The organism is Corynebacterium sp. CNJ-954, from assembly GCF_001942345.1.
In the GTDB taxonomy this organism is placed as follows: Bacteria; Actinomycetota; Actinomycetes; order Mycobacteriales; family Mycobacteriaceae; genus Corynebacterium.
On sequence record NZ_MKKI01000011.1, the window covers coordinates 153,120 to 178,095 of the forward strand.

General features: G+C 66.8%; 20 protein-coding genes, 3 tRNA genes and 2 pseudogenes. 6 read left to right on the forward strand and 19 right to left on the reverse strand.

Annotated elements, in window-relative coordinates; translation table 11 throughout:
- Positions 1-11: 11 nt before the first annotated feature.
- The 4 genes from BJF89_RS05335 to BJF89_RS05350 are packed head-to-tail and all read right to left on the reverse strand — an operon-like array spanning position 12 to position 5,528.
- Positions 12-2,279, reverse strand: coding sequence for an ATP-dependent DNA helicase RecG (locus BJF89_RS05335; protein WP_075812908.1), 2,268 nt, complete (start codon positions 2,277-2,279; stop codon positions 12-14).
- Positions 2,280-3,836 (reverse strand): DAK2 domain-containing protein, encoded by a 1,557-nt coding sequence (locus tag BJF89_RS05340; RefSeq protein WP_075812910.1) that lies wholly within the window; start codon positions 3,834-3,836, stop codon positions 2,280-2,282.
- Positions 3,830-4,552, reverse strand: coding sequence for a uracil-DNA glycosylase (locus BJF89_RS05345; RefSeq protein ID WP_083650506.1), 723 nt, complete (start codon positions 4,550-4,552; stop codon positions 3,830-3,832). Before BJF89_RS05345 ends, BJF89_RS05340 begins: the two co-directional genes overlap by 7 nt.
- Positions 4,545-5,528 (reverse strand): thiamine-phosphate kinase, encoded by a 984-nt coding sequence (locus BJF89_RS05350; RefSeq protein WP_075812912.1) that lies wholly within the window; start codon positions 5,526-5,528, stop codon positions 4,545-4,547. Before BJF89_RS05350 ends, BJF89_RS05345 begins: the two co-directional genes overlap by 8 nt.
- A gap of 103 nt (positions 5,529-5,631) precedes the next feature.
- Between BJF89_RS05350 and BJF89_RS05355 the strand changes: the two genes are divergently transcribed.
- Positions 5,632-6,624, forward strand: coding sequence for a DUF3515 domain-containing protein (locus tag BJF89_RS05355; protein ID WP_075812914.1), 993 nt, complete (start codon positions 5,632-5,634; stop codon positions 6,622-6,624).
- Between the two features lie 47 nt (positions 6,625-6,671).
- Here the strand turns inward: BJF89_RS05355 and BJF89_RS05360 are convergent.
- A pseudogene (locus tag BJF89_RS05360) lies at positions 6,672-7,774 on the reverse strand (D-alanine--D-alanine ligase family protein).
- A gap of 48 nt (positions 7,775-7,822) precedes the next feature.
- Positions 7,823-8,860 (reverse strand): NAD(P)H-dependent glycerol-3-phosphate dehydrogenase, encoded by a 1,038-nt coding sequence (locus BJF89_RS05365; RefSeq protein WP_083650507.1) that lies wholly within the window; start codon positions 8,858-8,860, stop codon positions 7,823-7,825.
- A gap of 166 nt (positions 8,861-9,026) precedes the next feature.
- Between BJF89_RS05365 and BJF89_RS05370 the strand changes: the two genes are divergently transcribed.
- Positions 9,027-10,112, forward strand: a complete 1,086-nt coding sequence (locus BJF89_RS05370; protein ID WP_075813368.1) for an NUDIX hydrolase — start codon at positions 9,027-9,029, stop codon at positions 10,110-10,112.
- A 40-nt stretch (positions 10,113-10,152) separates the two neighbouring features.
- Here the strand turns inward: BJF89_RS05370 and BJF89_RS05375 are convergent, their stop codons facing one another.
- The 4 genes from BJF89_RS05375 to leuC all read right to left on the reverse strand — a co-directional run bounded on the left by BJF89_RS05375 (position 10,153) and on the right by leuC (position 13,280).
- Entirely contained in the window at positions 10,153-10,362 is a 210-nt protein-coding gene (locus BJF89_RS05375) for a VOC family protein (protein WP_075812918.1), read from the reverse strand.
- Positions 10,362-11,030 (reverse strand): VOC family protein, encoded by a 669-nt coding sequence (locus tag BJF89_RS05380; protein ID WP_075812920.1) that lies wholly within the window; start codon positions 11,028-11,030, stop codon positions 10,362-10,364. Before BJF89_RS05380 ends, BJF89_RS05375 begins: the two co-directional genes overlap by 1 nt.
- A 166-nt stretch (positions 11,031-11,196) precedes the next feature.
- Positions 11,197-11,784, reverse strand: a complete 588-nt coding sequence (leuD, locus tag BJF89_RS05385; protein WP_075812922.1) for a 3-isopropylmalate dehydratase small subunit — start codon at positions 11,782-11,784, stop codon at positions 11,197-11,199.
- A 5-nt stretch (positions 11,785-11,789) separates the two neighbouring features.
- The gene (gene leuC / locus BJF89_RS05390; protein ID WP_075813370.1) at positions 11,790-13,280 is read right to left on the reverse strand and encodes a 3-isopropylmalate dehydratase large subunit; all 1,491 of its coding nucleotides are present in this window, start codon (positions 13,278-13,280) and stop codon (positions 11,790-11,792) included.
- 133 nt (positions 13,281-13,413) lie between these two features.
- Between leuC and BJF89_RS05395 the strand changes: the two genes are divergently transcribed.
- A complete protein-coding gene (locus BJF89_RS05395; RefSeq protein ID WP_083650508.1) occupies positions 13,414-14,178 on the forward strand; it encodes an IclR family transcriptional regulator in 765 nt (254 codons plus the stop codon).
- 166 nt (positions 14,179-14,344) lie between these two features.
- Here BJF89_RS05395 and BJF89_RS05400 read toward each other — a convergent pair.
- A tRNA-Glu gene (locus tag BJF89_RS05400) sits at positions 14,345-14,420 on the reverse strand.
- Between the two features lie 154 nt (positions 14,421-14,574).
- Between BJF89_RS05400 and BJF89_RS05405 the strand changes: the two genes are divergently transcribed.
- Positions 14,575-15,603, forward strand: a complete 1,029-nt coding sequence (locus BJF89_RS05405) for a winged helix DNA-binding domain-containing protein (RefSeq protein ID WP_075812924.1) — start codon at positions 14,575-14,577, stop codon at positions 15,601-15,603.
- A gap of 4 nt (positions 15,604-15,607) precedes the next feature.
- On the opposite strand, the gene BJF89_RS05410 is transcribed toward BJF89_RS05405, so the two are convergent.
- The 5 genes and pseudogenes from BJF89_RS05410 to BJF89_RS05430 form a co-directional block, all read right to left on the reverse strand.
- On the reverse strand, positions 15,608-16,420 hold the full coding sequence (locus BJF89_RS05410) for a histidine phosphatase family protein (protein WP_255372516.1): 813 nt from the start codon (positions 16,418-16,420) through the stop codon (positions 15,608-15,610).
- A gap of 216 nt (positions 16,421-16,636) precedes the next feature.
- Positions 16,637-16,709: transfer RNA gene (locus tag BJF89_RS05415), tRNA-Glu, on the reverse strand.
- A 36-nt stretch (positions 16,710-16,745) separates the two neighbouring features.
- Positions 16,746-16,817 (reverse strand) — tRNA-Gln (locus BJF89_RS05420).
- 122 nt (positions 16,818-16,939) lie between these two features.
- Positions 16,940-18,429, reverse strand: a pseudogene (gltX, locus tag BJF89_RS05425) (glutamate--tRNA ligase).
- A gap of 11 nt (positions 18,430-18,440) precedes the next feature.
- Positions 18,441-19,187, reverse strand: a complete 747-nt coding sequence (locus BJF89_RS05430; protein ID WP_083650509.1) for a TIM barrel protein — start codon at positions 19,185-19,187, stop codon at positions 18,441-18,443.
- Positions 19,188-19,284: 97 nt separating this feature from the next.
- Between BJF89_RS05430 and BJF89_RS05435 the strand changes: the two genes are divergently transcribed.
- Positions 19,285-20,067: an SDR family oxidoreductase gene (locus BJF89_RS05435; RefSeq protein WP_075813376.1), complete on the forward strand. Its 783-nt coding sequence runs from the start codon at positions 19,285-19,287 to the stop codon at positions 20,065-20,067.
- A gap of 76 nt (positions 20,068-20,143) precedes the next feature.
- On the forward strand, positions 20,144-21,286 hold the full coding sequence (locus tag BJF89_RS05440; protein ID WP_075812928.1) for an isochorismate synthase MenF: 1,143 nt from the start codon (positions 20,144-20,146) through the stop codon (positions 21,284-21,286).
- A 46-nt stretch (positions 21,287-21,332) separates the two neighbouring features.
- Here the strand turns inward: BJF89_RS05440 and BJF89_RS05445 are convergent, their stop codons facing one another.
- The 3 genes from BJF89_RS05445 to BJF89_RS05455 are packed head-to-tail and all read right to left on the reverse strand — an operon-like array spanning position 21,333 to position 24,854.
- Positions 21,333-22,139 (reverse strand): fumarylacetoacetate hydrolase family protein, encoded by an 807-nt coding sequence (locus BJF89_RS05445; protein ID WP_075812930.1) that lies wholly within the window; start codon positions 22,137-22,139, stop codon positions 21,333-21,335.
- Positions 22,140-22,197: 58 nt separating this feature from the next.
- Positions 22,198-22,875: an exonuclease domain-containing protein gene (locus tag BJF89_RS05450; protein WP_075812932.1), complete on the reverse strand. Its 678-nt coding sequence runs from the start codon at positions 22,873-22,875 to the stop codon at positions 22,198-22,200.
- Positions 22,872-24,854, reverse strand: coding sequence for a putative nucleotidyltransferase substrate binding domain-containing protein (locus tag BJF89_RS05455; RefSeq protein ID WP_075812934.1), 1,983 nt, complete (start codon positions 24,852-24,854; stop codon positions 22,872-22,874). Before BJF89_RS05455 ends, BJF89_RS05450 begins: the two co-directional genes overlap by 4 nt.
- Positions 24,855-24,976: the final 122 nt, after the last annotated feature.

Sequence of the window (24,976 nt, forward strand, 5' to 3'; positions counted from 1 at the left end):
TATCGTGCCGGTCAGCTCCGCTCGATGTACTCCTGGTCGCCTTCGGTGAAATCCGCGACCAGGGCCCTGGCCAGGGCCTCGTCATAGTCCACGAGGTCCTCCGCGTAGCGCCGGGCCTCAGCGACGATCTCACCGTCGGTGGCCAGGTTGAGCAGCCGGGCGCGTCGCACCCGTGCGCCCGACTGGCTTTCACCGAGGACGTCTCCCTCGGTACGGGTCTGCAGGTCCAGTTCCGCCAGGGCGAAACCGTCAGTCGTCCCGGCGACAGCCTCCAGCCGTCGGTACGATGCCGCGGCCGTCGGCGTCGTCTCCTCCGCCTCCGGGTTGATCATGGTGGTCAGGAAGCACAACGAGGCATCCGATCCACGGCCGACCCGTCCCCGCAGCTGATGCAGCTGACTGACTCCGAAGTTCTCGGCGTCCATGACGACCATGACCGTTGCCTCGGGGATGTCCACCCCGACCTCGACGACGGTGGTCGACACGAGAACGTCGATCCCTCCTCTGGCCAGGTCATCCATGACCTCGCTCTTCTCCGACATCTTTCCGTGGAGACGCCCGATCCTCAGCCCCTGCAAGGGGCCGGACTCCAGCCGGTCAGCGACATTGTCGACTCCACCGAAGCCCTCGATCTTCGGCACCACGATGAACACACGGTGCCCGCCCTCGACCTGCTCCCGGATCACGGCGAACAGCCGGTCGACCCAGGCGGGTTTCCACATCGGGACGACGTGGGACTGCACCACACCGCGTCCGACCGGGGACGTGTCGAGCGTGCACACCGACAGATCCCCGAACATCGTCATCGCCACCGTGCGGGGTATCGGCGTCGCGGTCATCACCAGCAGATGCGGAGTCCTGTCGACCGGCGACTCCTCGCGTAGTTTGTCACGTTGCCGCACGCCGAAGCGGTGCTGCTCGTCGACCACGACGATGCCCAGGTCGTAGAACTCCACGGCATCCTGGATCACCGCGTGGGTGCCGATGACGATGTCGGTGGTTCCGGAGACGATGTCGAGCAGTGTGTCACGTCTCTCGGACACCGACTGGGAGCCGGTGAGCAGGGACACCGTCACCCCGGTTCCCTGGAGCAGACCGGTGAGCGTCTTGTAGTGCTGTGCAGCCAACACCTCCGTGGGCGCCAGGAACGCACACTGGGCCCCGGAATCGACGACGCGCAGCATCGACAACAGCGCGACAATTGTCTTGCCCGACCCGACATCACCCTGTAGCAGCATGCTCATGGGAGTGTCGGTGCCCATCGCCTGCCCGATGGTGTCGAGCGCCGCCTGCTGTGCCTCAGTCAGTTCGTAGGGTAAGGCCCTGACCAGGGTCGAGTAACGTGATTCGTCTTCAATGTCGACCACCGCACGTCCCTGTCGGGCGGTGGTGTCTGCCCGCCGCAACGCCATGACGAGCTGCAGGGCAAGTGCCTCATTGAAGATCAGGCGGTTCCGGGCTTCCTGCGGCCCGTCTTCAGGCGGGCGGTGGATGTCATGGAGCGCGGTGGCGAAGTCCACGAGCGGGAGTCCGTCGACAGTCGGCCATGCGGGTGCACCGGTGACCTCCGTTGGAGCAGGCAGCATGTCCGACGGTCGTCCCATCGCCTCGAGGACATGTCCGGTGACAGCGAGGACCTCCGCCCCGGTGGTGCCGGTCCTGCGCGGATAGGTCGGCAGCCACGGGACCGAGAGCAGCTCCTGCGCGGCACGCATTCCCCCGGCGACCTCGACGATGGTCTCCAGTGGACCGAAAGCACCGAAAGCCGCGTCATAGGCTTCACCCTCAAGCTGTTGACCGTCCGGGCCGGGCCCGGGGTGCAGGGTGATGTAGCTCGGGTTACGCAACTGCCACTCGTCGCGGAACAGCTTGAGTTTGCCGGAGAGCATCAGTTTCGCGCCGACGGTGATGAACGGCTGGTGGCTCCGGGCAGCCCCGAACAGTGCGGAAGAGAAATCCTCCCCGTCGACCCTGAATCGAAACGCGAGAATCTCCCGGGGCCCCTTCCTCGCCCGGTTGTCCTGCAGCTGGACCCACGTCACCTCACCGAGACAGGTGAGGAGCTCCCCCTCGATGAGGGCATCGGTCCAGACCCCACCGTGGACCGCGTCGGTGTCGTCGCCGGTCATCGTCCCGGTGCCACTGGTGTGGACATATCCGGTCGGAAAGTTCATCAGCGCCTGTCCGAGCGTCGCCAGCCCGGGTTTGCCGGCGAGCTTGCGCGCCCGCTCCGGGGAGATGACCAGGCTCAACGGCCGCGGATCGTCCCACCCGAGCATCTACTCCACCCCGACCTGCGCCCGGGCACCCAGTCCGGGGACGCGGTAGCAGTGGACCTCCACCGACGGGTGGAGCGACCGGAGTGACTCGACCATGTCGGCGACAGGATCATCGGAGTCACCGGCGTCCGCGGGGCTTTCGTCCCCGTCACGAAGCCGGTCGTAGAGGACCGTGACGAGTTCTCCCCCGTCAGCGAGCAGATCTTCGACGATCGCGTTGAGCGCTCCAGGGCCACCGTCAGTCTCCCTCCACCGCTGTGCGGACACTGCATCGGCCATTTCCTCTGCGTTCTCGTCCAGGTCGGAGGTGGGACTGTAGACCGCCAGTGCGGCCAGTCCGCCGACGAAGGACTCGGTGTCAACCACCGTCGCCTCTCCCGTCGATGAGGACAGGCGGCCGAAGAGTTCGGTGGTGTCCTGCCCGTTGGTCAACACAATGCACCCAGTACCCCGGCGCTCGAACTCGGCGATGATCGTCTGGGTGTCGCCGGCCGTGGCGCCGGCACCCGCGAACATCTCGCGCAGGCCACCCTCCGGAGCCAAAGCCAGGACGGGGGCAGTGCCCCGGGACGGCTCAGGTTCCTTCACTTCCGGCAGGACTTCCAGGACGAGGTCACTGACCGTACCGGTACGGTAGGCCAGCTCGATCAGGGCACCGCCGTGCACGGTATGCACGTGCACCCGCCACGTCCCGGTGGCCTCTCCGGGGACGATCACCACGCTGTTCCCCCGCAGATTGAGTTGCTCACGCAGCTCATCGAGCTGACGGTCATCGGCCTGGTAGGTGAACATGACCTCAATCTCGGCGACCGGAGTCCGTCCCGCGCGGCCTGTGACCTGCACGTCATCGACATCGTCACCAGCCCTGCCAGACCCGTCGTCACCATCGGATGACACCGGTTCCTTCCCGGACAACGCATCGACCAGGGCGTCCAGGATCACCACCAGCCCTCGTCCGCCGGCATCGACGACTCCGGCGGACGCGAGTTCCGGAAGCTGGGACGTGGTCTCGGCAAGCGCCTCCATGGCGGCGTCGCGGGTGGCCCGGACGACGTCGGCGGCGGTGACCGGTTCCTGGGGGTCGGCGGACTCCAGGCTCTTCGAGGCCTGCTCCGCCGCTGCATGCAGAACCGTGATGATTGTCCCTTCCACGGGGACCGACACTGCCCGCCGGACGAGCTTCTCCGCCCGGTGCAACATTCCGGGAAGGGCTGTGACCGGTAGTTCATCCCGGCGCGAGGCCGCAGCAGAATCGGCCAGTGCCCGGAGGAACTGGCTCAGCACCAGACCCGAGTTTCCTCGGGCACCGGTGACTGCCCCGGCCGCCAGGGACCCTGCGATATCAGCGACACTCGTCCGGGTCACGGCAGCGGACCGCGCGTCCCCGTGATCCTGGTGCATACGGTTGACCGCCGCCTCCATGGTCGCGGTCATGTTCGACCCGGTGTCTGAATCCGGGATCGGAAAGACATTGAGTTCGTTGATCTCGTCCTTGTGCCGGCTCAGACCGGCTGCGGCCTGCTCCGCCCAGGAGGCGACGTGCGCTCCTGTCAGCATGACGCCTCCTCACCGTAGGAACCGCCGTCCCGTTGGCCGGAGAGATCCCAGTTGACCGGGGCTGCACCCTGCGCCTCGAGAAGTTCATTGGCTCTGGTGAACGGTCGGGAGCCGAAGAAACCCCGGTACGCCGACAGCGGTGACGGATGCGGCGACAGGATGCACCGGTCGCGACCGATGACCGCAGCCATGTCCTGAGCCTGTTTACCCCAGAGGATCGCCACCATCGGACGTTGTGCAAGGTGTTCGACCACCGCCCCGGTGATGCCCTCCCATCCGTGGCCGCGATGACTGTTCGCTGCACCGGCCCGCACGGTGAGCACCCGGTTGAGCAACATGACACCGGCATCTGTCCACGGCGACAGGTCAGCCGAGCTGGGCCGTGGCAGGCACAGGTCAGACTCGTACTCGGTGTAGATGTTCACCAGTGACTTCGGCAGCGGGCGGGTCTGCGGTGTCGATGCGAAGGACAGTCCCACCGCATGGCCGGGGGTGGGGTACGGGTCCTGCCCGAGGATCAGGACCCTGGTCTCGGACACAGGGCGTGACAGTGCCCGGAAGATGTTCTCCGGGGCGGGCTGGACAGGCTCCCCCTCCGCGAGCCTGGCAGCGGTCCACTCTGCCGCGGACTCCACGGACGAGGCGTCAAGCACGTTGCGCCATGACGCGTGGATCGTCGCGAGGATCCGCCCGGCGACGGTGTCGGATTCAGCCAAGGGAATCCCATCCTCCGGTGTAGATCGGTGGCTGACCGTCCACGGTGACCGCCGGTGCCTCCCCGGCCTCACGCACGGTTCCGAGCGTCCGGTAGCCGGCCGGCACCTGTTGCGCGGTGGTGCCAATCAGGGTGTGGTCCTCACCGCCGGTGAGCACCCACTCCCACGGGTCCACTCCGAGCACCTCTCCGGCGTAGTAGAGCTGGGCGTCCGGGGTCAGGGCAGCCCCGTCCAGGTCCAGGTCGACCTCCGAACGGGTCGCGAGTGTCGTCAGGTCCCGCAGCAGGCCGTCGGAGTTGTCCGTCATCGACGACACACCGGCGGCACGCGCCACCGAACCTCTCCCGACCACGAGTTCCGGTGCACAGTGCCGTCGCACCAGGTCCTGCAGCACAGCGTTGTCCGGGACGGCGTCCCGCGAGCCGAAGTAACGCAGGATCGCCTCCCCGGCAGCAGCATGCCCGATCACCCCGCTGGCGATCACCTCATGACCGGGGAGGGCGCCGTCAATGGTCATTGCCGGATCCGGCCCCGCCAGTACACCGATCGCGGTCAACGACACCACGAGCTGGGTCGAGGAGACCACATCGCCTCCGACGAGCTCCACGGCCCACGGTGCGGCACATTCCCCGACTCCACGGGCGATCTCGGAGACGATCTCCAGCTCCAGGTCCGCAGGCGCAGCCAAGGACATCAGCACAGCCGTCGGCCGTCCGCCCATCGCCTGGATGTCCGCGAAATTCTGGGTCACCGCCTTCGCGCCGACCTCGAACGGGCTCGACCAGTCGAAACGGAAGTGCACGCCCTCCACGAGGACGTCCGTGGTCGCGAGATGGCGGGAGTTCGGCGGTGCAGGGTCAAGCACCGCCGCGTCATCACCGTTGATCTCACTGGGGGCTGCTTCACGAATCGCCGCGATCGTCGCCGCCTCGCCCGCCTGCGCCACGGTGAGCTTCCCTGGTGCCTTTCCCGTCATCGGTCTCCTCGAATCGTCACGCACCGTGCCTGGCCGACAGCGAGCGGGTCCACTTCACCCCGGGGATCGGGACTTTCGCCCCGGGGGCCGTAGAATCATCCGCATGTCTTCACGGTCTAAGGTCACCGATCAGGGTAGCAGCACCGACGGACAAGGAATCGTCCGACGCAGGGGAGCCGTCCTGGCACTGTTGATCGCGGTAGTGTTCGTCGTCTTCGTTCTTGTCGGGGCGAAGATCCTGGTGGACCGCAGCGTCTACACCCCGGTGGCCATGGGACCGGTGGATGCACCGGACGCCGACACGTCCGTCTGCACCGACATCACCGACGATCTACCTGACCGTCTCGGGGACTACCGGGACGTCGGCGTGGCCGACCCCGCGCCGGACGGAACCGCCGGCTACCGGGACAGCGGCGGTACAGAACTCTCCCTGCGGTGCGGCGTCAACGCCCCCGCCCAGTACACCCTGCTGAGTTCGGTCGAGGACAATGGTGGCGAACAGTGGTTGCAGGTCGCCGATGCAACACCGGGGTCCGAACTGACCACGTGGTACTCCGTCGGGCACTCCCCCGTCGTCGCCGTCACCACCGACGGCCGGATCACCGCCAGTGACCTGAGTGACCTGGGCGAGGTCATCGCCCGTCACGGCGACAGCGACAACGCCCCCACGCCTGGAGATGTCCCCCTGGCCGACCAGCCCGCCGCGCACAGCCCCGACTGCTCGGCACTGGAAGACGCACTGCCGGACGCTCTCGGCGACTACCGCCGCCTTGACCCGGACACGATGGATCCGGAGACCGCCGACGCAGTCGACGGCTCTCTGGTCTGGGTCGCCGAGGGCCGTGAACCGGTCGTCCTACGGTGCGGTGCGGAACTTCCGGACAGCTACGAGGCCGGCGCACAGCTGACCCAGATCGACGAGGTCCCCTGGTTCCAGGACACCGCCCTGGCGGAAGGGTCGACCGCAGGAGTCTGGTACGCGCTGGGATACGCCGACACGGTGGCGATGTCCCTGCCACTGGACGCGGGGAACAGCGTGCTCACCGCTGTCTCCGAGGCCATCGACGACAATCTGGAGCGCACCGCCGAACAGTAGACGGGGCCCGGGTCCGGCGGCGTCATCGGCGACGGTACGCGCCGTCGTTACGTCGCCAGCGCCTGAGCGATCAGGATGTCCAGCAGGTCGGGGTAGTCCACGCCACTGGCGGCGAACATCTTCGGGTACATGCTGATCGGGGTGAAGCCGGGCATGGTGTTCGGCTCGTTGAGGACCGGCCCCTCAGCTGTCACGAAGAAGTCGACCCGTGCCAGGCCGGAGCAGCCCAATGCCCGGAAAGTCTCCACGGCGAGACGACGGACCTCGGCGACCTGGTCGTCCGGCAGTGGCGCCGGGATCTCGTAGGTGATGATGTCGTCCAGGTATTTCGTGTCGAAACCGTAGAACCCCTCAGGCCCGTCCTCGGTGCCCATCAGCATCGAGGGGTAGGACGCCTGGATCGTCCCGTCCGGGTACTGCAGCACGCCGCACTCGACTTCCGGGCCCTGCAGCATAGATTCGACCAGGACCTTGCTGTCTGCGGCCAGGGCGGTCTCCAGGGCGGCTGGGAAATCCTCCCAGTCACTGACCTTCGAGATCCCGATCGACGACCCACCCCGCGCCGGTTTGACGAACACCGGCAGTCCCAACGATTCCTTCTCGTGGTCTGTGAGGATCCGGCGTTCAGTGACGATCACCTCTCGCCCACCGGAATTCCGGCATGCCGGGCGACGGCCTTGGTGTACTGCTTGTCCATGCACGTCGCTGAGGCGAAGACACCGTTGCCCACGTAGGGGACGTTCGCCAGCTCCAGCAACCCCTGGACGGTGCCGTCCTCACCGTTGACGCCGTGCAGGACGGGGAAGACGACGTCGACCTCGGCGTACAGGGAACCGTCACCGAAACGTAGCTGAGCACCACGCGTCCCTCCGAGGTCGAAGGTGACGGCACGCCCCCGGGAGACTTCCGGGAGCTCACGGCCGTGGGCACGCAGCTGTTCCACGTCGGTGGTCCCCTTCACCCAGACCCCGTCGCGGGTGATGCCCACCGGCACGATGGTGTAGCGCTCAGGATCCAGGTGGGCCATCACCGCACCGGCGGAGATGCAGGACACGCTGTGTTCGGTGTTCTGACCTCCGTAGAGCACCGCCACAGTGGTACGGGTGTGTCCTGCGGAGGTGTCGCCGGCCGGGGTCGCGGGGGTATTCACGGGGAGATTCACGGGGACCAAGTGTAGCGGTCGCACCCGGATCCCGGGTCACTCGGCTTTCTTGGTACGGCCCATCAGGGCCCGGATCGCGGTCTGCACGTCCCCACCGTGGTGGCACACCCTGACAACCTCGCGCGTGATCGGCATCTCCACGCCGTGTGCCTCCGCCAGCTCGGCGACGGACATGCTCGAGATCACGCCCTCGGCGACCTGCCCCTTGGTCGCACCACTGGCCTGCTCCAGAGACTCGCCCATACCGAGACGCTCACCGAAGGTGCGGTTACGTGACAGCGGCGAGTTACACGTCGCCACCAGGTCTCCCATACCCGCCAGTCCCGCCATGGAACGTTCCTGTCCGCCGAGCGCCACGGTCAGCCGGGTGATCTCCGTGAGTCCGCGGGTGATCACCGTGGCAATGGTGTTATGGCCCATCCCCATCCCTGCGGCCATGCCGCAGGCCAGGGCGATGACGTTCTTGCAGGTTCCACCGACCTCGCAGCCGATGACGTCGTCGTTGGTGTACGGACGGAAGTAGTCGGTGGCCAACGCGGACTGCACCAGCCGTGCACGACGGTCGTCGGTGCAGGCGACCACACTCGCCGCAGGCTGCTGCTGGGCGACCTCGACAGCCAGGTTGGGCCCCGACAGCACCGCAACACGACCAGGGTCAACCTCGGCCACCTCCGCGATGACCTCGCTCATGCGTCTACCTGTCGAGTGTTCGATGCCTTTCGCGAGACTCACCAGGGTAGCGTCCGCCGGGATGAGGTCGCGCCACTGCTCCAGGTTCTCCCGCAGGGACTGTGACGGAACGCCGAGAAAGACGACGTCGACGCCGTCGAGCGCCGCGGCGGGATCCGTCGTGGCGGTGACCGACGGCGGCAGGACGGTCCCCGGCAGGTAGGTCGAGTTCCGGTGCTCGTCGTTGATCTCCGCGGCGATCTCCGCCCGCCGAGCCCACAATGTCACCGACGGGCTGGCCGCGGACCCTGTCGGCGCCGGGCGCACCCCGATCTCGGTGTCGGCACAGACCTTGGCCACCGTCGTCCCCCAGGAGCCCGACCCCATCACCGCTACCCGAACCATTCTTGTGCGCTCCTCTGTCTCGTCTATTACGTTCTCCGCGACCATCACCGCTACGCTGGTGGACGGAAAAAGTTCCGGCACTTCTGCTCCCCAACATTGAACCATGACGCACCCGGTCCGTGGTGACGGCTCGACCGGACCGGTGTGCTCGGGAAGGCGTCCCCCCTTGATCAGCCACACCGGCACCGGAGACCTGTCAACCTCCCTGGCATCGAGAAACCTCGACAAGGAGACGTCCAATCAGACCACCGGGACGGGGGACGCCCCGGTCGGCCACGTCGCCCGGATCGGCAGCGCACCTGCCGATGAGTTCGAGCGTCCCGTCTTCGCCGCCGGCGCCGTCCTGTGGCGCCGCACGAGGCCCGCCGGGCCCGGCACCCCCGAAACCGCCGGCAACGGTGACGACGGCGACGCGATAGAGATCGCCGTGATCCACCGCCCCCACTACGACGACTGGTCCCTGCCGAAAGGCAAGGTCGATCCCGGGGAGAACATGATCGCCACCGCCACCCGGGAGATCGCCGAGGAAACCGGGTACACCCCCACCCTGGGATGGTTGCTCGGTTACATCCACTACCCGCTCGGCAGCAAGACCAAGGTCGTCTATTACTGGACCGCCGAGGTCACCGACGGCCGTTTCCAGGACAACAACGAGGTCGACGAGTTGTGCTGGCTGTCCCCCGATGACGCCAAAGCGAAGGTCAGTTACGACGCTGACCGGGACGTCATCACAGCCGCCGAGGAGGTGCTCTCCCTCGGGTGCACCCGGCGGGTGCTTTACGTGCGTCACGCCAAGGCGATGTCCCGGGACAACTGGGAAGAGGACGATGCTCTCCGTCCCCTGACGAAGAAGGGACACCGCCAGGCCACCGCCCTTCCCACGGTGCTGGAGGGGTACCAGCCGAAGTCTGTGTTCACCGCCGTGCCCGAACGGTGCCGTGCCACGGTGGAACCGACGGCGGACCAGCTCGGCCTCGACATCGAGACCGACGTCAACCTCGGCGATGCCGCGCTGCAACACTCCGCCCGTACCGTCATGGAGGCGCTGGTCCAGGCCAGCTCCGCGCCGGTGAGCGTGGTGTGTTCCCAGGGGGAGATCATTCCCACCGTCGTCGCCGGTCTGGCGGAGGACGCCGGCTTCGAGATCGAGGATCTGCGCACGAAGAAGGGCAGTGTGTGGGTCCTGCACTTCGGAGCAGACGACACATTGCTCGGTGCAGACTACCTGGCCTCACCACTGCCGGTGCGGTAGCGCCTCCAGCTTCCCGGGCTTCTCAGCCATGTCAGTCGGCTCAGCCGTCGGTCAGAACCGGCTCCCACCTCACCCCGAAGCGGTCCAGGCCTGCACCGTCGAGGCCGAGTTCACGTCGTAGCATCTCCGCCTGCACGGGAGTGTCGCAGTCGACCCGGAATGTCACGGCGTCGGTGAAGGTGAAGGGTTGCTCCGCACCGGAGTCCATCGCTGACACCCAGACGCCTGCCAGTTGGGCGTCACTGAACATCACCGATCCGGCGACAGCGGCCCGGTGTCGTCAGTGTAGGTGACCAGTGCCCCCGGACGGGACCGTCCGGAGGTGTCACCGTCGAATACCTCGCCGAAGACCCGCGTCCAGGTCTCCACCGCCTCGCCCGCCTGGCTCTGTGCCGCGCCACAGAACAGGAAAGACGGGATCAGGGCCGGGCGGGGTGCACCGGCGGGATCGGTGAGCATGAGTTGCCAGCTCATCCCGAACTGGTCCTGCACCCACCCGTAGCGGGCGCTGAACGGGTACTCCCCCAGCGGCATCAGCACCGTCGCCCCGTCGGCGACAAGACCTTCCCAGACTGTCTCCAGGACTGCCCGGGCCCGGGCCGAGGCGGCACGACGATCATCCTCGCTGCCGTCCGCGGACCAGCCGAAGAACAACGGGTCCATATTCACCAGGAAGTTCGTCGCCGGTGTGACCGGTGCCCCGTCGCGGCTGTCAGCGGCATCGGTGAGGTGGAGTCGGAGCCCCGCAACGGCGAGCTCCACACCACCGTCGGTCCCCACCACCCCGGCCGCGCCGAGCTCCAGGCCCGCCTCCTCGAAGGGGCGGAAGACGTCGGTGTAGAAGCGGGCGGCACCGACCACGCCGTGGTCCCCCGCCTGCAGGCGTATGCGCGGAATGATGTGCTGGTGACGTTCCATACTCCCTGAGCCTACGTCACTTTCGGTGGCGATATAACCTGGACGGCAGGGGCCGCAGAGGTGGCAGCGGAATTGGCCCGACGGCCGAGCCGCAGGTCGGATCTCCGACGGAAACCGACGCTTACCCCTGCCAGTCGGCCGAGTCCTCTGCCGCGGGCCCTACCTGCTACCTGATGACGGGTTTGAAGGACGGCCTGGTCGACTCGTAGTCGGAGATCGCCGTCTCGTCCTGCAGAGTGATGCCGATGTCGTCGAGGCCGTTGAGCAGACGCCACCGGGTGTCGTCGTCCACCTCGAAGGCGAAGACATACTCGCCCAGGGTGGCGGTGCGTGCCTCGAGATCAACGGTCATCTCCACACCGGGCTGCTGTTCGATCAGTTTCCAGATCAGTTCGATGTCCTCTGGGGTCATCGTGGCAGCGAGCAGGCCGTTCTTGGCGGTGTTGCCCCGGAAGATGTCACCGAAGCGCGGGGAAAAGACGACACGGAACCCGTAGTCCAGCAGCGCCCACACAGCATGCTCACGGGACGAGCCGGTGCCGAAGTCGGGTCCCGCGACCAGTACCGTCGAGTCGGCGAAGGGCTCCTGGTTGAGCACGAACTCGGGGTCGCGCCGCCAGGACTTGAACAGGCCCGATTCATATCCGGTCTTCGTGACCAGCTTGAGGTACTCGGCGGGCACGATCTGGTCGGTGTCCACGTTCGACCGGCGCAGCGGGCAGGCGACACCGGTGTGTGTGCTGAACTTCTCCATGGTGCTCAGGCTCCCTTCTCGACGCTGAGGGCGGGCAGATCGGACGGGCTGGCGAGGTGTCCCAGGACCGCGGTCGCCGCAGCGACGGGTGGTGAGACCAGGTGGGTGCGTCCCCCCTTACCCTGGCGGCCCTCGAAGTTGCGGTTCGATGTCGATGCCGCCCGCTCCCCAGGGGCGAGCTGGTCAGGGTTCATACCCAGGCACATCGAACACCCCGCCGTACGCCACTCCGCGCCGGCGTCGAGGAAGACCTTGTCGAGTCCCTCAGATTCCGCCTGGGTCTTGACCGAGGTGGATGACGGCACCACCATCATGTGCACCGACGAGGCGACGGTGCGGCCACGCAGCACCTCGGCGGCGGCCCGCAGGTCCTCGATCCTGCTGTTGGTGCACGATCCGAGGAAGACGGTGTCGATGCCGATCTCGCGCAGGGGCGTGCCCTGCTCCAGACCCATGTATTCCAGCGCGGCCTCCGCCGAGATCCGGGCGGTCTCATCGGTGATGTCCTCCAGGTACGGGACAGCGCCGTCCAACGGCAGCCCCTGGCCCGGGTTGGTGCCCCAGGTGACGAAGGGGGTCAGTGCAGACCCGTCGATCTCGACGACGGTGTCGTAGGTCGCGCCCTCGTCGGTCTGCAGGGAGCGCCAGTACTCGACCGCCTCGTCCCAGTCCTGGCCGGTCGGCGCGTACCTGCGACCTTTGAGGTAGTCGAAGGTCACGTCGTCCGGGGCAATCATCCCGGCCCGTGCGCCTGCCTCGATGCTCATGTTGCAGATCGTCAGGCGACCTTCCATGGACAGCTTGCGGATGGCTTCACCGCGGTACTCGATGATGTGTCCCTGCGCTCCACCGGTACCGATCTTCGCGATGATGGCGAGGATCAGGTCCTTGGCCGTGACGCCGGGCTGCAGTTCACCGCTGACCTCGATCGCCATGGTCTTGAACGGTGCCAGCGGCAGGGTCTGGGTCGCCAGCACATGTTCGACTTCGCTGGTGCCGATCCCCATGCCGATGGAGCCGAAAGCCCCGTGGGTCGAGGTGTGCGAGTCGCCGCAGACGATGGTCATCCCGGGCTGGCTCGCGCCGAGCTGCGGGCCGACGGTGTGGACGATGCCCTGGTCGCCGTCGCCCATGGAGTGCAGGACGACTCCGTACTCCTCGCAGTTCTTGCGCAAGGTCTCGACCTGCAGCCGTGAGACCTTGTCCTCGATCTCCAGGAGGTTTCCCGAGTGAACACCCAGGGTCGGGACATTGTGATCCTCGGTGCCCAGGGTCAGGTCGGGACGACGCAACGGCCGGTTGTTCTGCCGCAGTCCGTCGAATGCCTGTGGGCTGGTGACTTCGTGGATCAGGTGGAGGTCGATGTACAGCAGGTCCCGCCCGCCGTTCTCCCCTCTGGTCACGACATGGGAGTCCCACACCTTCTGCGCGAGAGTGCGCGGAGGCGCGGTGGTGGTCTTGTCGTCTGGTTGCGTCTGCCGGGTCACAGCATTCACAGTTCTCTCCTCGGTCTCCACTTTCTCCACTGTCTCTTCAGCCTCTTCAGCCTTCCGGAGAATCCGGCGGTGCCCGCTCGTCACTGCGTGGCAGCCTGGAAGTTCCACTGGTTGGAATGTATAGTATCAGATCATGGGAAACCCCACCTACACCGAGACGTCCTCGCCGAACTCTGCACCTGCGTCGGCCACGGCGTCCACGACCACCAGCGGCATCCAGGTCCTCGACCGCGCTCTGCTCATCCTGGGCATCGTCGCGCGTCGGCCACACAGCCTGTCCGAGTTGTGCGAGACCACAGGCCTGCCCCGCGCCACCGCGCACCGGATCGCCGTTGCACTGGAGAAGCACCGCATGGTGACCCGCCTGGAGGACGGTCAGTGGACCGCCGGTCCGGCACTCGCCGAGCTGGCACCGAAGTCCTCCACGCGGCTCGACGAAGCCGCCGAGCATGTGCTGCCCGACCTGGTCGAGCGCACCGGCGAAGCCGTCCAGATCTACAAGCTGTCCGGACGGGAACGCGTGTGCATCGCCACGGCGGAACCCCGGCAGGGCCTGCGGGACACGGTACCAGTGGGAAACCGCCTGACCCTCACCGCAGGGTCCGCGGCGAAGGTCCTCGTGGCGTACTCCCCCAAGGTCTTCCAGGACGATATCCTCGCCAACGCGAACTACACCGCCGAGGACCTCGAACTCGTCCGTGCCGGCCAGATCGCCGAATCCGTCGGGGAACGCGACGCCGCCCTGGCCAGCGTCTCGGTGCCGGTGCGGGACGCCTCGGGTGTGATTGCCGCCCTGTCGATCTCCGGGCCCGCCGAGCGTATGGGCCCCTCGCCGGCGGCACGGCACCGCGAGGCACTGCAGCACAGCGCCGCTGAACTGGAGCGTTACCTGCGCTGAGGGGGCCGGGTGACACGGGCGCACACCGCGGCGCGCTGAGACGGACACCGTGGGTCGGAAAATGGGGACCTGCCCACCCCTGAGCGTCTGTCCCAGCGCCACACTGCTCTCCACCGCTCCCCGCGGACGCAGTAAAGCCCGGTCCGAAGACCGGGCTGAACAAATTTGGTACCCCGTACGGGATTTGAACCCGTGTTACCGGCGTGAGAGGCCAGCGTCCTAGGCCGCTAGACGAACGGGGCAAGGACTTTCACATAGATTGACCAGCAGGACGTGTGTCCGCGCTGTGCAACGGGGAGAACTATATAGGACTGTCGGAAGAAGCACATAATCACGTCCGTGACGTGCGAAGATCCTGTCTGAACCCCGGTCGGCCCCACCGACTACGCTGGACCCATGACCACGCTCAGTGCCGACCGTCTCCGAGGCCTCCGGCTCATCGCGCAACTGCCCGCACCGTCACGAGCCCGACCGTTCCCTGCAGCACCGGACATCCACATCACAGCCGCCCACATGCTCGCCATGCAGGCGCAGAATCTCCGGGCGGGCGCCACCGCACTCGGCTTACGCACAGGAGTGACTGACCTCGACGTAGCCGCACTCGACGAGGTCGGGGTCGTCCGCAGCTGGTCCCAGCGCGGCACCCATCACCTGCTCGCCGCAGAAGACGTGCGGTGGATGACCCGCCTGTGCACGCCACGGGTCCAGGCCGCCTCAAAGAAGCGCCGGGGCGGCCTGGGGCTCTCCGACCGCGACGTCGACACGTGCCGAACAGCACTCCTCGCCCGGCTCACAACCGCCGCCGCTCCCCTGCCACGCAGCGAGGCCTACCTGGTGTTCGCGGAGGCAGGGGTGGACCCGGACGGCGGGCGAGGGCCGCACATGCTGCGCCATTTCGGCGGTGAAGGTGAGATCATCCAGGGACCGCGCTCCGCTCAGTCGGCGGGCACAGAGGGGACCTTCGGGACAGGGCGTAGCGAGGACACCTTCGTCCTCCACGACACCGTCGTGTCCCAACCCCGCGACCTCACCGGGGAGGACGCACTGCGCGAGCTCGCCGTGCGCTACTACCGCTCACGCGGGCCCGCCACTGTCAAGGACCTGGCGTGGTGGTCGGGACTGACGCTCCGGGACGTACGCGCAGCGACCGCTCTCGCTCTCGACACCGGCACTGTCGTCACCGTCGACGGCCCAGACGGCCGGACTCTTCACGTGGCCGACTGGCAGCCGGATGTCACCGACGCAGAAGTCGACAACGCACTCGGCACTCGACGGGACCTTCCCGCTTTCGACGAGTATCTGCTGGGCTACACGGACCGCTCAGACGTGATGACGGACGCCGTGGCAGCGGAGGTCGGCCCCACGAAGAACGGTCTCTTCCATGCCTTCCACATCGAGAACGGCACTGTGACGGGCCGGTCCTGACCTCTTACTCCGACAGCAGGCGCGCCTGCTCCTCGGCCACCGCCAGCAGTTCCTCATTGCTGAGGTAGTCGCGGTCGAATCGCTGCCAGGGCTGCTCCACCATGCGCCACTGTCCAGTGGTCTTGTCGCAGAACGGGTGCGCCGCACGGACCCACCGCATCCAAGGGGCCACCCCCCCGGTATCGGGGCTGATCCGCGTGTAGTGCAGCACCGTGCAGTTGAAGATGGTCATCTCCGGATCCTTGTCGTAGCGCAGGAACTCCTCGTCACTCCACCGCTCGAGGACCAGGCGGGTCGACCACATGAAGTCCCCGTGGGTGACCACCAGGACATTCTGCTCGCTGCTTTCCCGGTGCAGGGTGCTGAGCATGTTCCGCACCCGGTTCTCGGCGACATTCGCGATCGACTCTCCCGCCGGCGGTGCCCAGTACAGCGGATCCTTCCTCCTCAGCAGGGCGTTGTGGGCGTACTGTTCCTCGAAGACCTTGCGCGGCAACGGGGAGATCTCGCCCCACGAACGCTCCCGGACCACCCGGTTCTCCTCCCACCGCGCACCCACCAGTCCGAGGTTCGCCGCGGTCTCCCGGGTACGGACGTATGGCGAGGTGATGCACCGGTCGAGGTCGTCGACATGGTTGGTGATCCACTCACCCGCCGCGTGGGCCTGGGAGACACCGGCATCGGTGAGCCGCCACGAGCGGTCGGCCACCAGCATCGTCTCTTCACTGAACAGCGCCTGGTCGCCGGCCTTGTCTGCACGTTGGATCACGTTGGCCTCGCTCTGGCCGTGGCGGACGAGGATCAGGTTCTTCGGCATGGTCACCCCACCCACCCTAGACCTTTCGTTCACGAACAGTTGAACCCCCTTTTGCTGCGAGGCAGGCGCGGATCAGAGCCCCCGCACCCGCGTCACGCAGCAACCCCGGAGGCCGGTCGGACCAACCTCCAGGATTGCTCCCTCACGTTGCGGTGGGCGGCCCCGGACATACGAAAAGCCCGGTCCGAAGACCGGGCTCTGCGCTCACATACCTTGTACCCCGTACGGGATTTGAACCCGTGTTACCGGCGTGAGAGGCCAGCGTCCTAGGCCGCTAGACGAACGGGGCATGAAAACAAACTGCACATCATATTCAGCGTTTCCGCTGGCCTACCAGGACTCGAACCTAGAACGACGGTACCAGAAACCGCTGTGTTGCCAATTACACCATAGGCCATTCGTTGCTCTGTGCACCGCGTGTTCCCCGCGCTGCCTTGCAACGGTGGATACTATAACCAGGACGTGCTCCGAGTCGCAAATTGCGAGGTCAAAGCACCAATCCTGGCATCACCACCCGCATCACTCCGCAGCGACGTACGGCGTGACCGCGCGGGCCGCACGCAGGCGGGCGAGAGTGGACTCCTTCCCCAGCAGCTCCATCGACTCGAAGAGCGGCGGCGAGACCGCAGCCCCGGAAACCGCCACCCGCAGGCCCCGTAGGCCTTGCGCGGCTTGAGTTCCATCGACTCGATCAACCTGGACGACAGAGCAGCCTCGATCGTATCGGTGACGAACTCCCCGTCCCCGATCCGCTCGACCTCCTCGATGGCGGCGTCAAGGACCTCGACCGCGTCGTCCTTGAGATTCTTCTTCGCCGACTTGGGGTCGAGCTCGAGGTCCTCGTCCGCGGTAACCAGGAAACGCAACAGGCCGTCCGCGTCACTGAGGGTCTTGATCCGGGTCTGCACCAGGTCTGCGGCGAAAGCGAACTTGTCGGACGGATAGTCCGTCGGGAACCCCTTGTACTCCTCCAGGTAGCTGCGCAGCCGCCCGGTGAAGTCCTCCAGATCCAGCAGACGGATGTGGTCGGCGTTGAGTGCTTCGAGCTTCTTCTGGTCGAACCGGGCCGGGTTGGGCTTGACGTCCGCGACGTCGAAGTTCGCCACCAGCTGGTCGACACCGAAGACGTCCTCATCTGCCGACAGGGACCAGCCCAGCAGGGAGAGGTAGTTCAGCATGCCCTCCGGGATGATGCCGTTGTCCCGGTGGTTGAACAGGTTGGACTCCGGATCACGTTTCGACAGCTTCTTGTTGCCCTCACCCATGACGAACGGCAGGTGGCCGAAGGTGGGGGTCGCCTCGGCGATACCGATGCGTACCAGGGCCTCGTACAGTGCGAGCTGGCGGGGGGTCGAGGGCAGCAGGTCCTCACCACGCAGCACGTGGGTGATGCGCATCAGGGCATCGTCGACCGGGTTGACCAGGGTGTAGAGCGGCTGACCGTTGGACCGTGCCACCACGAAGTCCGGCACCGTCGTACCGTCGACGACCATGTCACCGCGGACGAGGTCGGTCCAGGTCCAGGACTTCTGCGGCATACGCAGCCGCCACACCGGGGAGCGTCCCTCTGCCTCGAAGGCCGCGACCTGCTCGGGGGTCAGGTCGCGGTCGAAGTTGTCGTACCCCAGCTTCGGGTCGCGCCCGGCCGCGCGGTGGCGCTCCTCGACCTCGTCGGCGGTCGAGTACGCCGGGTAGACGTCGCCGGACGCCTTGAGCTTCTCGAGGACCTCCGTGTAGATCTCCATACGCTGCGACTGCCGGTAGGGGCCGTGCGGGCCTCCGGGCTCTCCGACACCCTCGTCCCAGTCCAGGCCGAGCCAGGTCAGGGAGTCGACGATCGCCTCGTAGGACTCCTCCGAGTCGCGGGCGGCGTCGGTGTCCTCGATCCGGAACACCAGCTTGCCGCCGGTGTGCCTGGCGTAGGCCCAGTTGAACAGTGCGGTGCGGACCATGCCGACGTGCGGGGTCCCAGTCGGCGAGGGGCAGAAACGTACGCGTACTTCACTCATGGTGCCCTATTTCACCACATCCACTCCCCCGCCACGTCGCCGGAGTACCCGGCGGAGCGCAGCGCACCCACCCAATCCTGCAGCGGCAGGGCGCCACTCCCAGGTGCACCACGACCGGGGTCGTCGGCAACCTGGACGTGCGCCGGGAATACCGCGTCATCGTCGTCCGACGTCCCGAGCGCGTCCAGCCACGCCGAGACGTCGTCCGTCTGGCTGAGATGCCACAGGTCAGCCAGCAGTGCGGTGTTGGAGATGCTGCTGATCACGGCACGCGCGTCAGTGACGGTGGCGATCGGGTAGTCGTCCACCCCGGAACTCGGCTCGATCAGGACCGTCCCCTGACCCCTCCCTTCCGCCGTGTGCGCCACCGCGGCGATGTTGTCGAGTTGATCGGGCCCGAGCTTCCCGCCTCCCCGCCCCACCAGCAGGTTGAAACGGTCGGCCCCGGTGGCGTCAGCCAGCCGCGACATCGCGTCGACGTGCCGTCGACTCAAGGGACGTTCGTGCAATACTCCCCGCTCACCTGCCGAGGTGTCGCCACCCCAGTAGTTCACGGCGGTCAGGGTGAGTTCCCGACGCTTCAGCTCGCCCACCAGGTCGTCGATGTCGCGGTCGGTGGGTTCAGGGGTGGTCCACGGCCACCACAGCTCAATCCTGTCCAGGCCGAGAGCTGCGGCCCGGCCCAGATCCGGGTCGCCCGGCGGCCTGCCGATGGAACAGTTCACCGAGTCCACCATGATGGTCAGATCCATTGACATGCTGTCGTCTCCGTTCTCCCGGGATAGTGCGCGGGACGGGTACCGGTTATCCCAACCTACCGTCCGGAGCCGTCAGAGATCAGGAAGAATGGCGGACATGACTGGTTCAGAGACACCACCACACCTTGACCACCGCACCGCCGCCCGCACCGCCGTCATCACCGGTGCCGGCGGTGGCCTCGGCCGGACTTTCGCCGTCGCCCTGGCGGACGCAGGCTGGACCGTCGCCGCTCTGGGCCGTACACGACGGACTCTCGAGGAGACCGTGGACTCCTGCCCGGGCGAGGGCCACCTCGCCGTCCCGGGCGAGGGCCACCTCGCCGTCCCGTGCGACGTGACCGACCGGCGGTCCGTCGCCGCCGCCTTCGACCGTGTCACCGCGGAATCCGGACGGCTCGATCTTCTGGTCAACAACGCCGGTGTCCCCGGTCCCACCGGTCGCATCGACACCGTCGACCCCGGGGACGTCGAGACGACACTGCGCACCAATTTCACCGGAACCCTCCTCTGCACCCGGGCCGCCTTCGCCTGGATGGCGGCCCACGGCGGTGGACGGATCATCAACAACGGCTCCATCGCAGCGCACGCCCCACGGGCGGGCGCCGCCGCCTACGCCGCATCCAAGGCCGCAGTGGCCTCACTGACGGTGTCGACGGCGTTGGACGGTCGCGACGTGGGAATCACCGCCACTGAACTCGATATCGGGAATGCCCGCACCGCTCTGCTGGACACATTCACCACTAGTGCCGCATCCGAGCCCACCTTCGATGCCGCCGAAGCGGCCCGACTGCTGGTCAGTGTGGCAGAGATGCCGGCCGACGTCTGTGTGGACCGGGTGACGGTGACAGCCGCCGGAATGCCGTACCTCGGCCGTGGTTGAGTGCGCTGGCACTCGTACCCGCACATGTGGGGCCAGCAATTTCAGTTTGTTTCGCCCCCCTGAGTACGGTGGCTGTGTGATCAATAACGATCGCCCGTCAACAGCGCCGGACTTTCTCCTTTCCCGCGCGTCGGGCAGCATCCGCACCCAGGGGACACGCGCGTCCTACCCCGATCCGTTCGAGGCCGCCACGGCCCTGCGCGACGGTAGCGCACGGCTCGTCGTCGGCGCCGTCCCCTTCGACACCGATAACCGTGCGGCACTGACGGTTCCTGGCACCGTCATTGAAACCGAAGGCCCGTTGGAACCACCCGCCCACTACCGTGGCCGGGATCTCGGCGACCGGCTCGAGGTCGTCAACGTCCATCCGTTGAGCAGCTCCGAGGAACACCAGTCCACCGTGGCGGCGGCCATCGAGACGATGCACAACACCACCCTGCGCAAGGTGGTGCTGGCCAGGGCCGTCGACATCGAGTTCGCCGAGGAGGTCGATCCCCTCCTCATCGCCGCCCGGCTCATCGACCTGTCCGCGCACCGGGACGGTTTCGCGGTAGACCTGTCCGCCACCGGGCGCTCGGATGACCGTGGCACGATGCTGGTCGGTTCCTCCCCGGAGGTGCTGATCCGCAGGCGTGGCACCACCGTCGAAGCGCGCCCGCTGGCGGGCTCCGCCGCCCGTCTGGCGGACCGGCAGGCCGACGAGACCGTCGGCCGGATGCTGCGGGACTCCACCAAGGACCTCACCGAACACGAACTGGTCGTGGACCACTACCGGCAGGTGCTCAGCGGTGTCTGCTCCGAGCTCTCCATCCCCGACGCGCCCGAGTTGATCAAGACCAACGAGATGTGGCACCTCGCCACCCCGGTGCGTGGCACGCTGCCGGACCTCAACTTCTCCGCGCTGGATCTCGCGCTGATGCTGCACCCCACTCCCGCGGTCGGTGGCACGCCCACTGACGACGCCATCGGCATCATCAACGAGGTCGAGGAGCCCCGTTGCTTCTACGCCGGGTTCGTCGGATGGTGCAATGACGACGGCGACGGCGAGTACATGGTGAGTATCCGCTGTGCTGAGGTGGCCGGCGCCACGGCGAGGGCGTGGGCCGGCGGTGGCGTCATCGCCTCGTCGTCCCCCGCCGCGGAGGCGGCGGAGACGACCGCGAAACTGCAGACCGCCTTGCGGGCGCTCAATGTACCCGCCGCAATGCGTGCGGTCTGAGCGCGAGTCCCCCTGGAATGATCCCGCCCATCGGGACGGGAACGGGTCAGTACGCCTCGATGGGGTTGACCAGATGTCCGAGACCGGGAATCTCGATGTCGATGGTGTCACCCGGGACCATCTCGGCCGTACCGGCCGGTGAACCGGTGCAGATCACGTCTCCCGGGAGCAGCGTGAACGCCTGTGAGACCCACTCCACGATCTCCGGGATGGACTTGATCATCTGGTCCGAGTTGGAGTCCTGCTTGGTCTCGGTCTCCCCGTCGTGGGTCAGATGGGCCTTGATCGGCAGGTCCGTCAGGTCGGTGAAGTCCAGGTCGGTCTCGATCCACGGGCCCAACGGGCAGAAGCTGTCCAGACCCTTGGCACGTGACCACTGACCGTCGGCGAACTGCAGGTCACGCGAGGAGACGTCGTTGACGATCGTGAAACCAAGTACGACGTTCTTCCAGTCGTCACGCTTGACGTCCTTGCACGGCTTGCCGATGACGATCGCCAGCTCGCCCTCGAACTCCACCCGGGTCGCCCACTCCGGCTTCCGGATCGGCGCACCGGTACCCACGACGGCCGTCGGCGGCTTCAGGAAGAGCGTCGGCGGCAGGTGCTCCGCGGACTTGTTGAAGACCTCCTTGACGTGGTCGGCGTAGTTACGTCCCACGGCGACGACCTTGGAGGGCAGGATCGGGGCCAGCAGACGGACGTCCTCGAACTTCCAGGTCCGTCCGGTGAACTCAGGCTCCCCGAAAGGGTGGCCGGCGATCTCACGGCAGGTTGCCCCGGTCCCGTCGGCCTCTCCCCCCTCCAGTGCCACGAAGGCCATACCTTCAGGGTGTGCAATGCGCGAAATTCTCATGGTCACTTAGCTTACAGAGGAAAACAGGGGACACTGAGACCGCCCCCGCCTGTGCTCTCTATACCTGTGCGGACCGCAACGTCGAATAGGGTGACCGGCCGTTCGCCGGGGAGGTCATCGCGAGAAACAGCTCAGCACACGACAGTGCATCGGTGACCGCCCGGTGCGGCGGGTAGGACGGCAGGCCGTAACGGTCCCGGATCCGCGGCAGTCGCAGGTCCTCCCCCCGGGGTTGCACGGAGTCCCGTTCCATCCGTCGCCGTTCCAGTGCATAGGTGTCCAGGGTGGGGACGACCAGCCTCGCGCCGAAGACGGACCGGCACGCCGCGGACAGGAAATCTTCCTCGATCATCGAGAAGTGCGCCAGCATCACCCGTCCCGGCAGCGCGTCAAGCAGTTCTCCGAGGGCGTCCGCCAACGGCATGCCGGCGTCGACCATGTCGTCGGTGAGACCGTGCACCGTGGCGGACTGGCCGACACCGTCCGCATCGTCCCGGGCCCCGGAGATGACCACCTCGCGGGCCCCCGCCAGGACGATCCTCCGTCCGTCCATAGGCACCCAACCGATCGACAGCAGCCGGTCGGTGGCCAGGTCGAGGCCGGTCGCTTCGACGTCCACGGCGAGCACCGGGAGATCGTCCAGCGGGGTGGAGCCGGACGGCGGTGCCACCGCGTAGAAGTCGGCGAGTGCACCGGCGGCCCGGCGTTTCTCCCACAGTCGGCGCAGCAGGCTCATGTGTTCCTCACCGGGTACTTGACGGCCAGCGACGTCTGGATGCTCTTGATGATGCCGAAGGCGTCACGGAGATTCTCACGGTCGAGCTTCCCCAGGCTATCCGGATCGATGCGGTAGTCCGCCTCACCTCCGCTGCGGAGCTGGCTGGCCTGGTGCCGCAGCGAAAGAGCCTTGAGGAAGTTGAAGGCCTCCGTCAGGTCGCGGGCTGCTTTCTGGGTGAGCACCCCGGTGGACGCCGCCTGCGCGAGCCGCTGGTGGGTCCCCACCGCCTTGACCCCGCCCATCAGGGCGTACAGCCGGGCGATCTGGACGATCGGGGCGGTTCCGCCAGCTTTGACGTCGAGGGTGTTGCGGTAGTCACCGCCACGCTGGACGACGAGACCGCGGAAGATGCCGAGGGGAGTCTCCTTGCGGGCCACCAGGGCAGCCAGGCGGGCGTGGAACCGTGTGGAACTGCGGGCCAGTGCCACTGAATAGCGGTGAACCTGGTCGGCGAGTTCGCGGGCCCCGTAGATCGGACGCATGTCGAAGAAGGTCTGTGCGTGCAGCAGTGCATCCGGGTTCGGAGCGGTGACCCAGGTGTGGAATGAGTCCTTCCACTGGTCCACCGTCATCCTCCACGCCGGGTTCATCGCCATCATGTCGCCCGGGCACAGTCGCTGTCCGGCCTCACTGAGACCGGTGCAGACCATCTGTCCGAGTTCCGCGAAATACTCGCCGTCACGGTCCTCGTCGTAGGAGTTGTGCAGGACCAGTCCGTTGTCCTGGTCGGAGGAGAAACCGACTGCGCGACGGGCCTGGGACCCGATCACGATAAAGGCGTACGGCACCGGAGGTGGACCGAGTTCTTCCTCTGCGAGCACCAGAAGCCGACGCGCCAGAGAGTCCAGACCGACCGTCAGGATCTCACTGACCTCCTCAGCTGATGCACCTCTGCCAATGAAACCGCTGGTCATCTCCGCAGTGTCGTTGAAGATACTGCGCATCTGCTCAGTGTCCGTGGCCTTCGCCAGATCCGCGGTGAGGTAGATCGGGTCATTGCGCAGCGCACGCATGATGTCCGACGCCGAGATCACACCGGTGACCCCGTCGCCCCCACCGTCCAGGCCGCCGACGACCGGCAGGTGGTGGACCCCCTGTTCACTCATCATCAGCATCGCCTCGAAGGCGGTGGTGTCCGCGGTCGTGGAGAACGGATCCCGCGTCATGATGTCTGACACGGGAATGCCGGTCGACAGCCCCTCAGCAATGACCCGGGTACGCAGGTCCCGGTCGGTGATGATGCCGACCAGCTCATTTCCCGACACCGGCGGGAGCCCGGCCGCGTCTGCCGTGCCTGCGGTGTCTGCGGTGTCTGCGGTGTCTGCGGTGTCTGCGGTGTCTGCGGTGTCCGAGATGACCGGGAGGCAGGAGATCCCGTTCCTGCTCATCAACTTCGCCGCGTCCTGCACCGTGGCCTCGCATCCCACGGACACCGGGTCCCGGTCGACCAGTTCGGCGACCCTGGTGCGCAGCGCGTCCGACCCGGAGCGCACGCTCAGCCGCTCTGCGGCGGCCCTGATTCGCTCCGACACCCCTGCGAAATAGCGGGCGACCTCCGGGTTCCGTTCAATCAGCCCACGGACCTCATCGCGTTCCATCGTCAGCAGAAGGCTGTCCTCCACCGCAATCATGGTGTACCGCGACGGCCCGGGCTCCGCGCCGAACCCTCCCTTCGTCACGATGGTGGAGTGGCCGAAGAACCGGCCGGCGCCTCTCCTGTCCAGCAGAACGTCCTGACTGTCGAGGACGTCGACGGCACCCGAACGGATGACGTACAGCGTGTCGTTCGGCTGTCCGGCAGTGATGACGGTCTCGCCGCGCCGCACGTAGATGATCTCCATCTTGCCGGGGAGCGAGTCGAGTTCCTCGTCCGGAAGATGACTGAAGGGCTCGTGCGCGCTGAGGAAGCGCCGGACCTCATCAAGTTCCACACTCATGGTCGGCAAGTCTATGGGCCGGGTACCGCACGCCGTCCCCACCAACCCCGAACCGGGGGTATATGAAACAAGTTTCACATCAATTCGTGTTCTAGTTCCCTCCTGGGGTGTGACGTGGATTA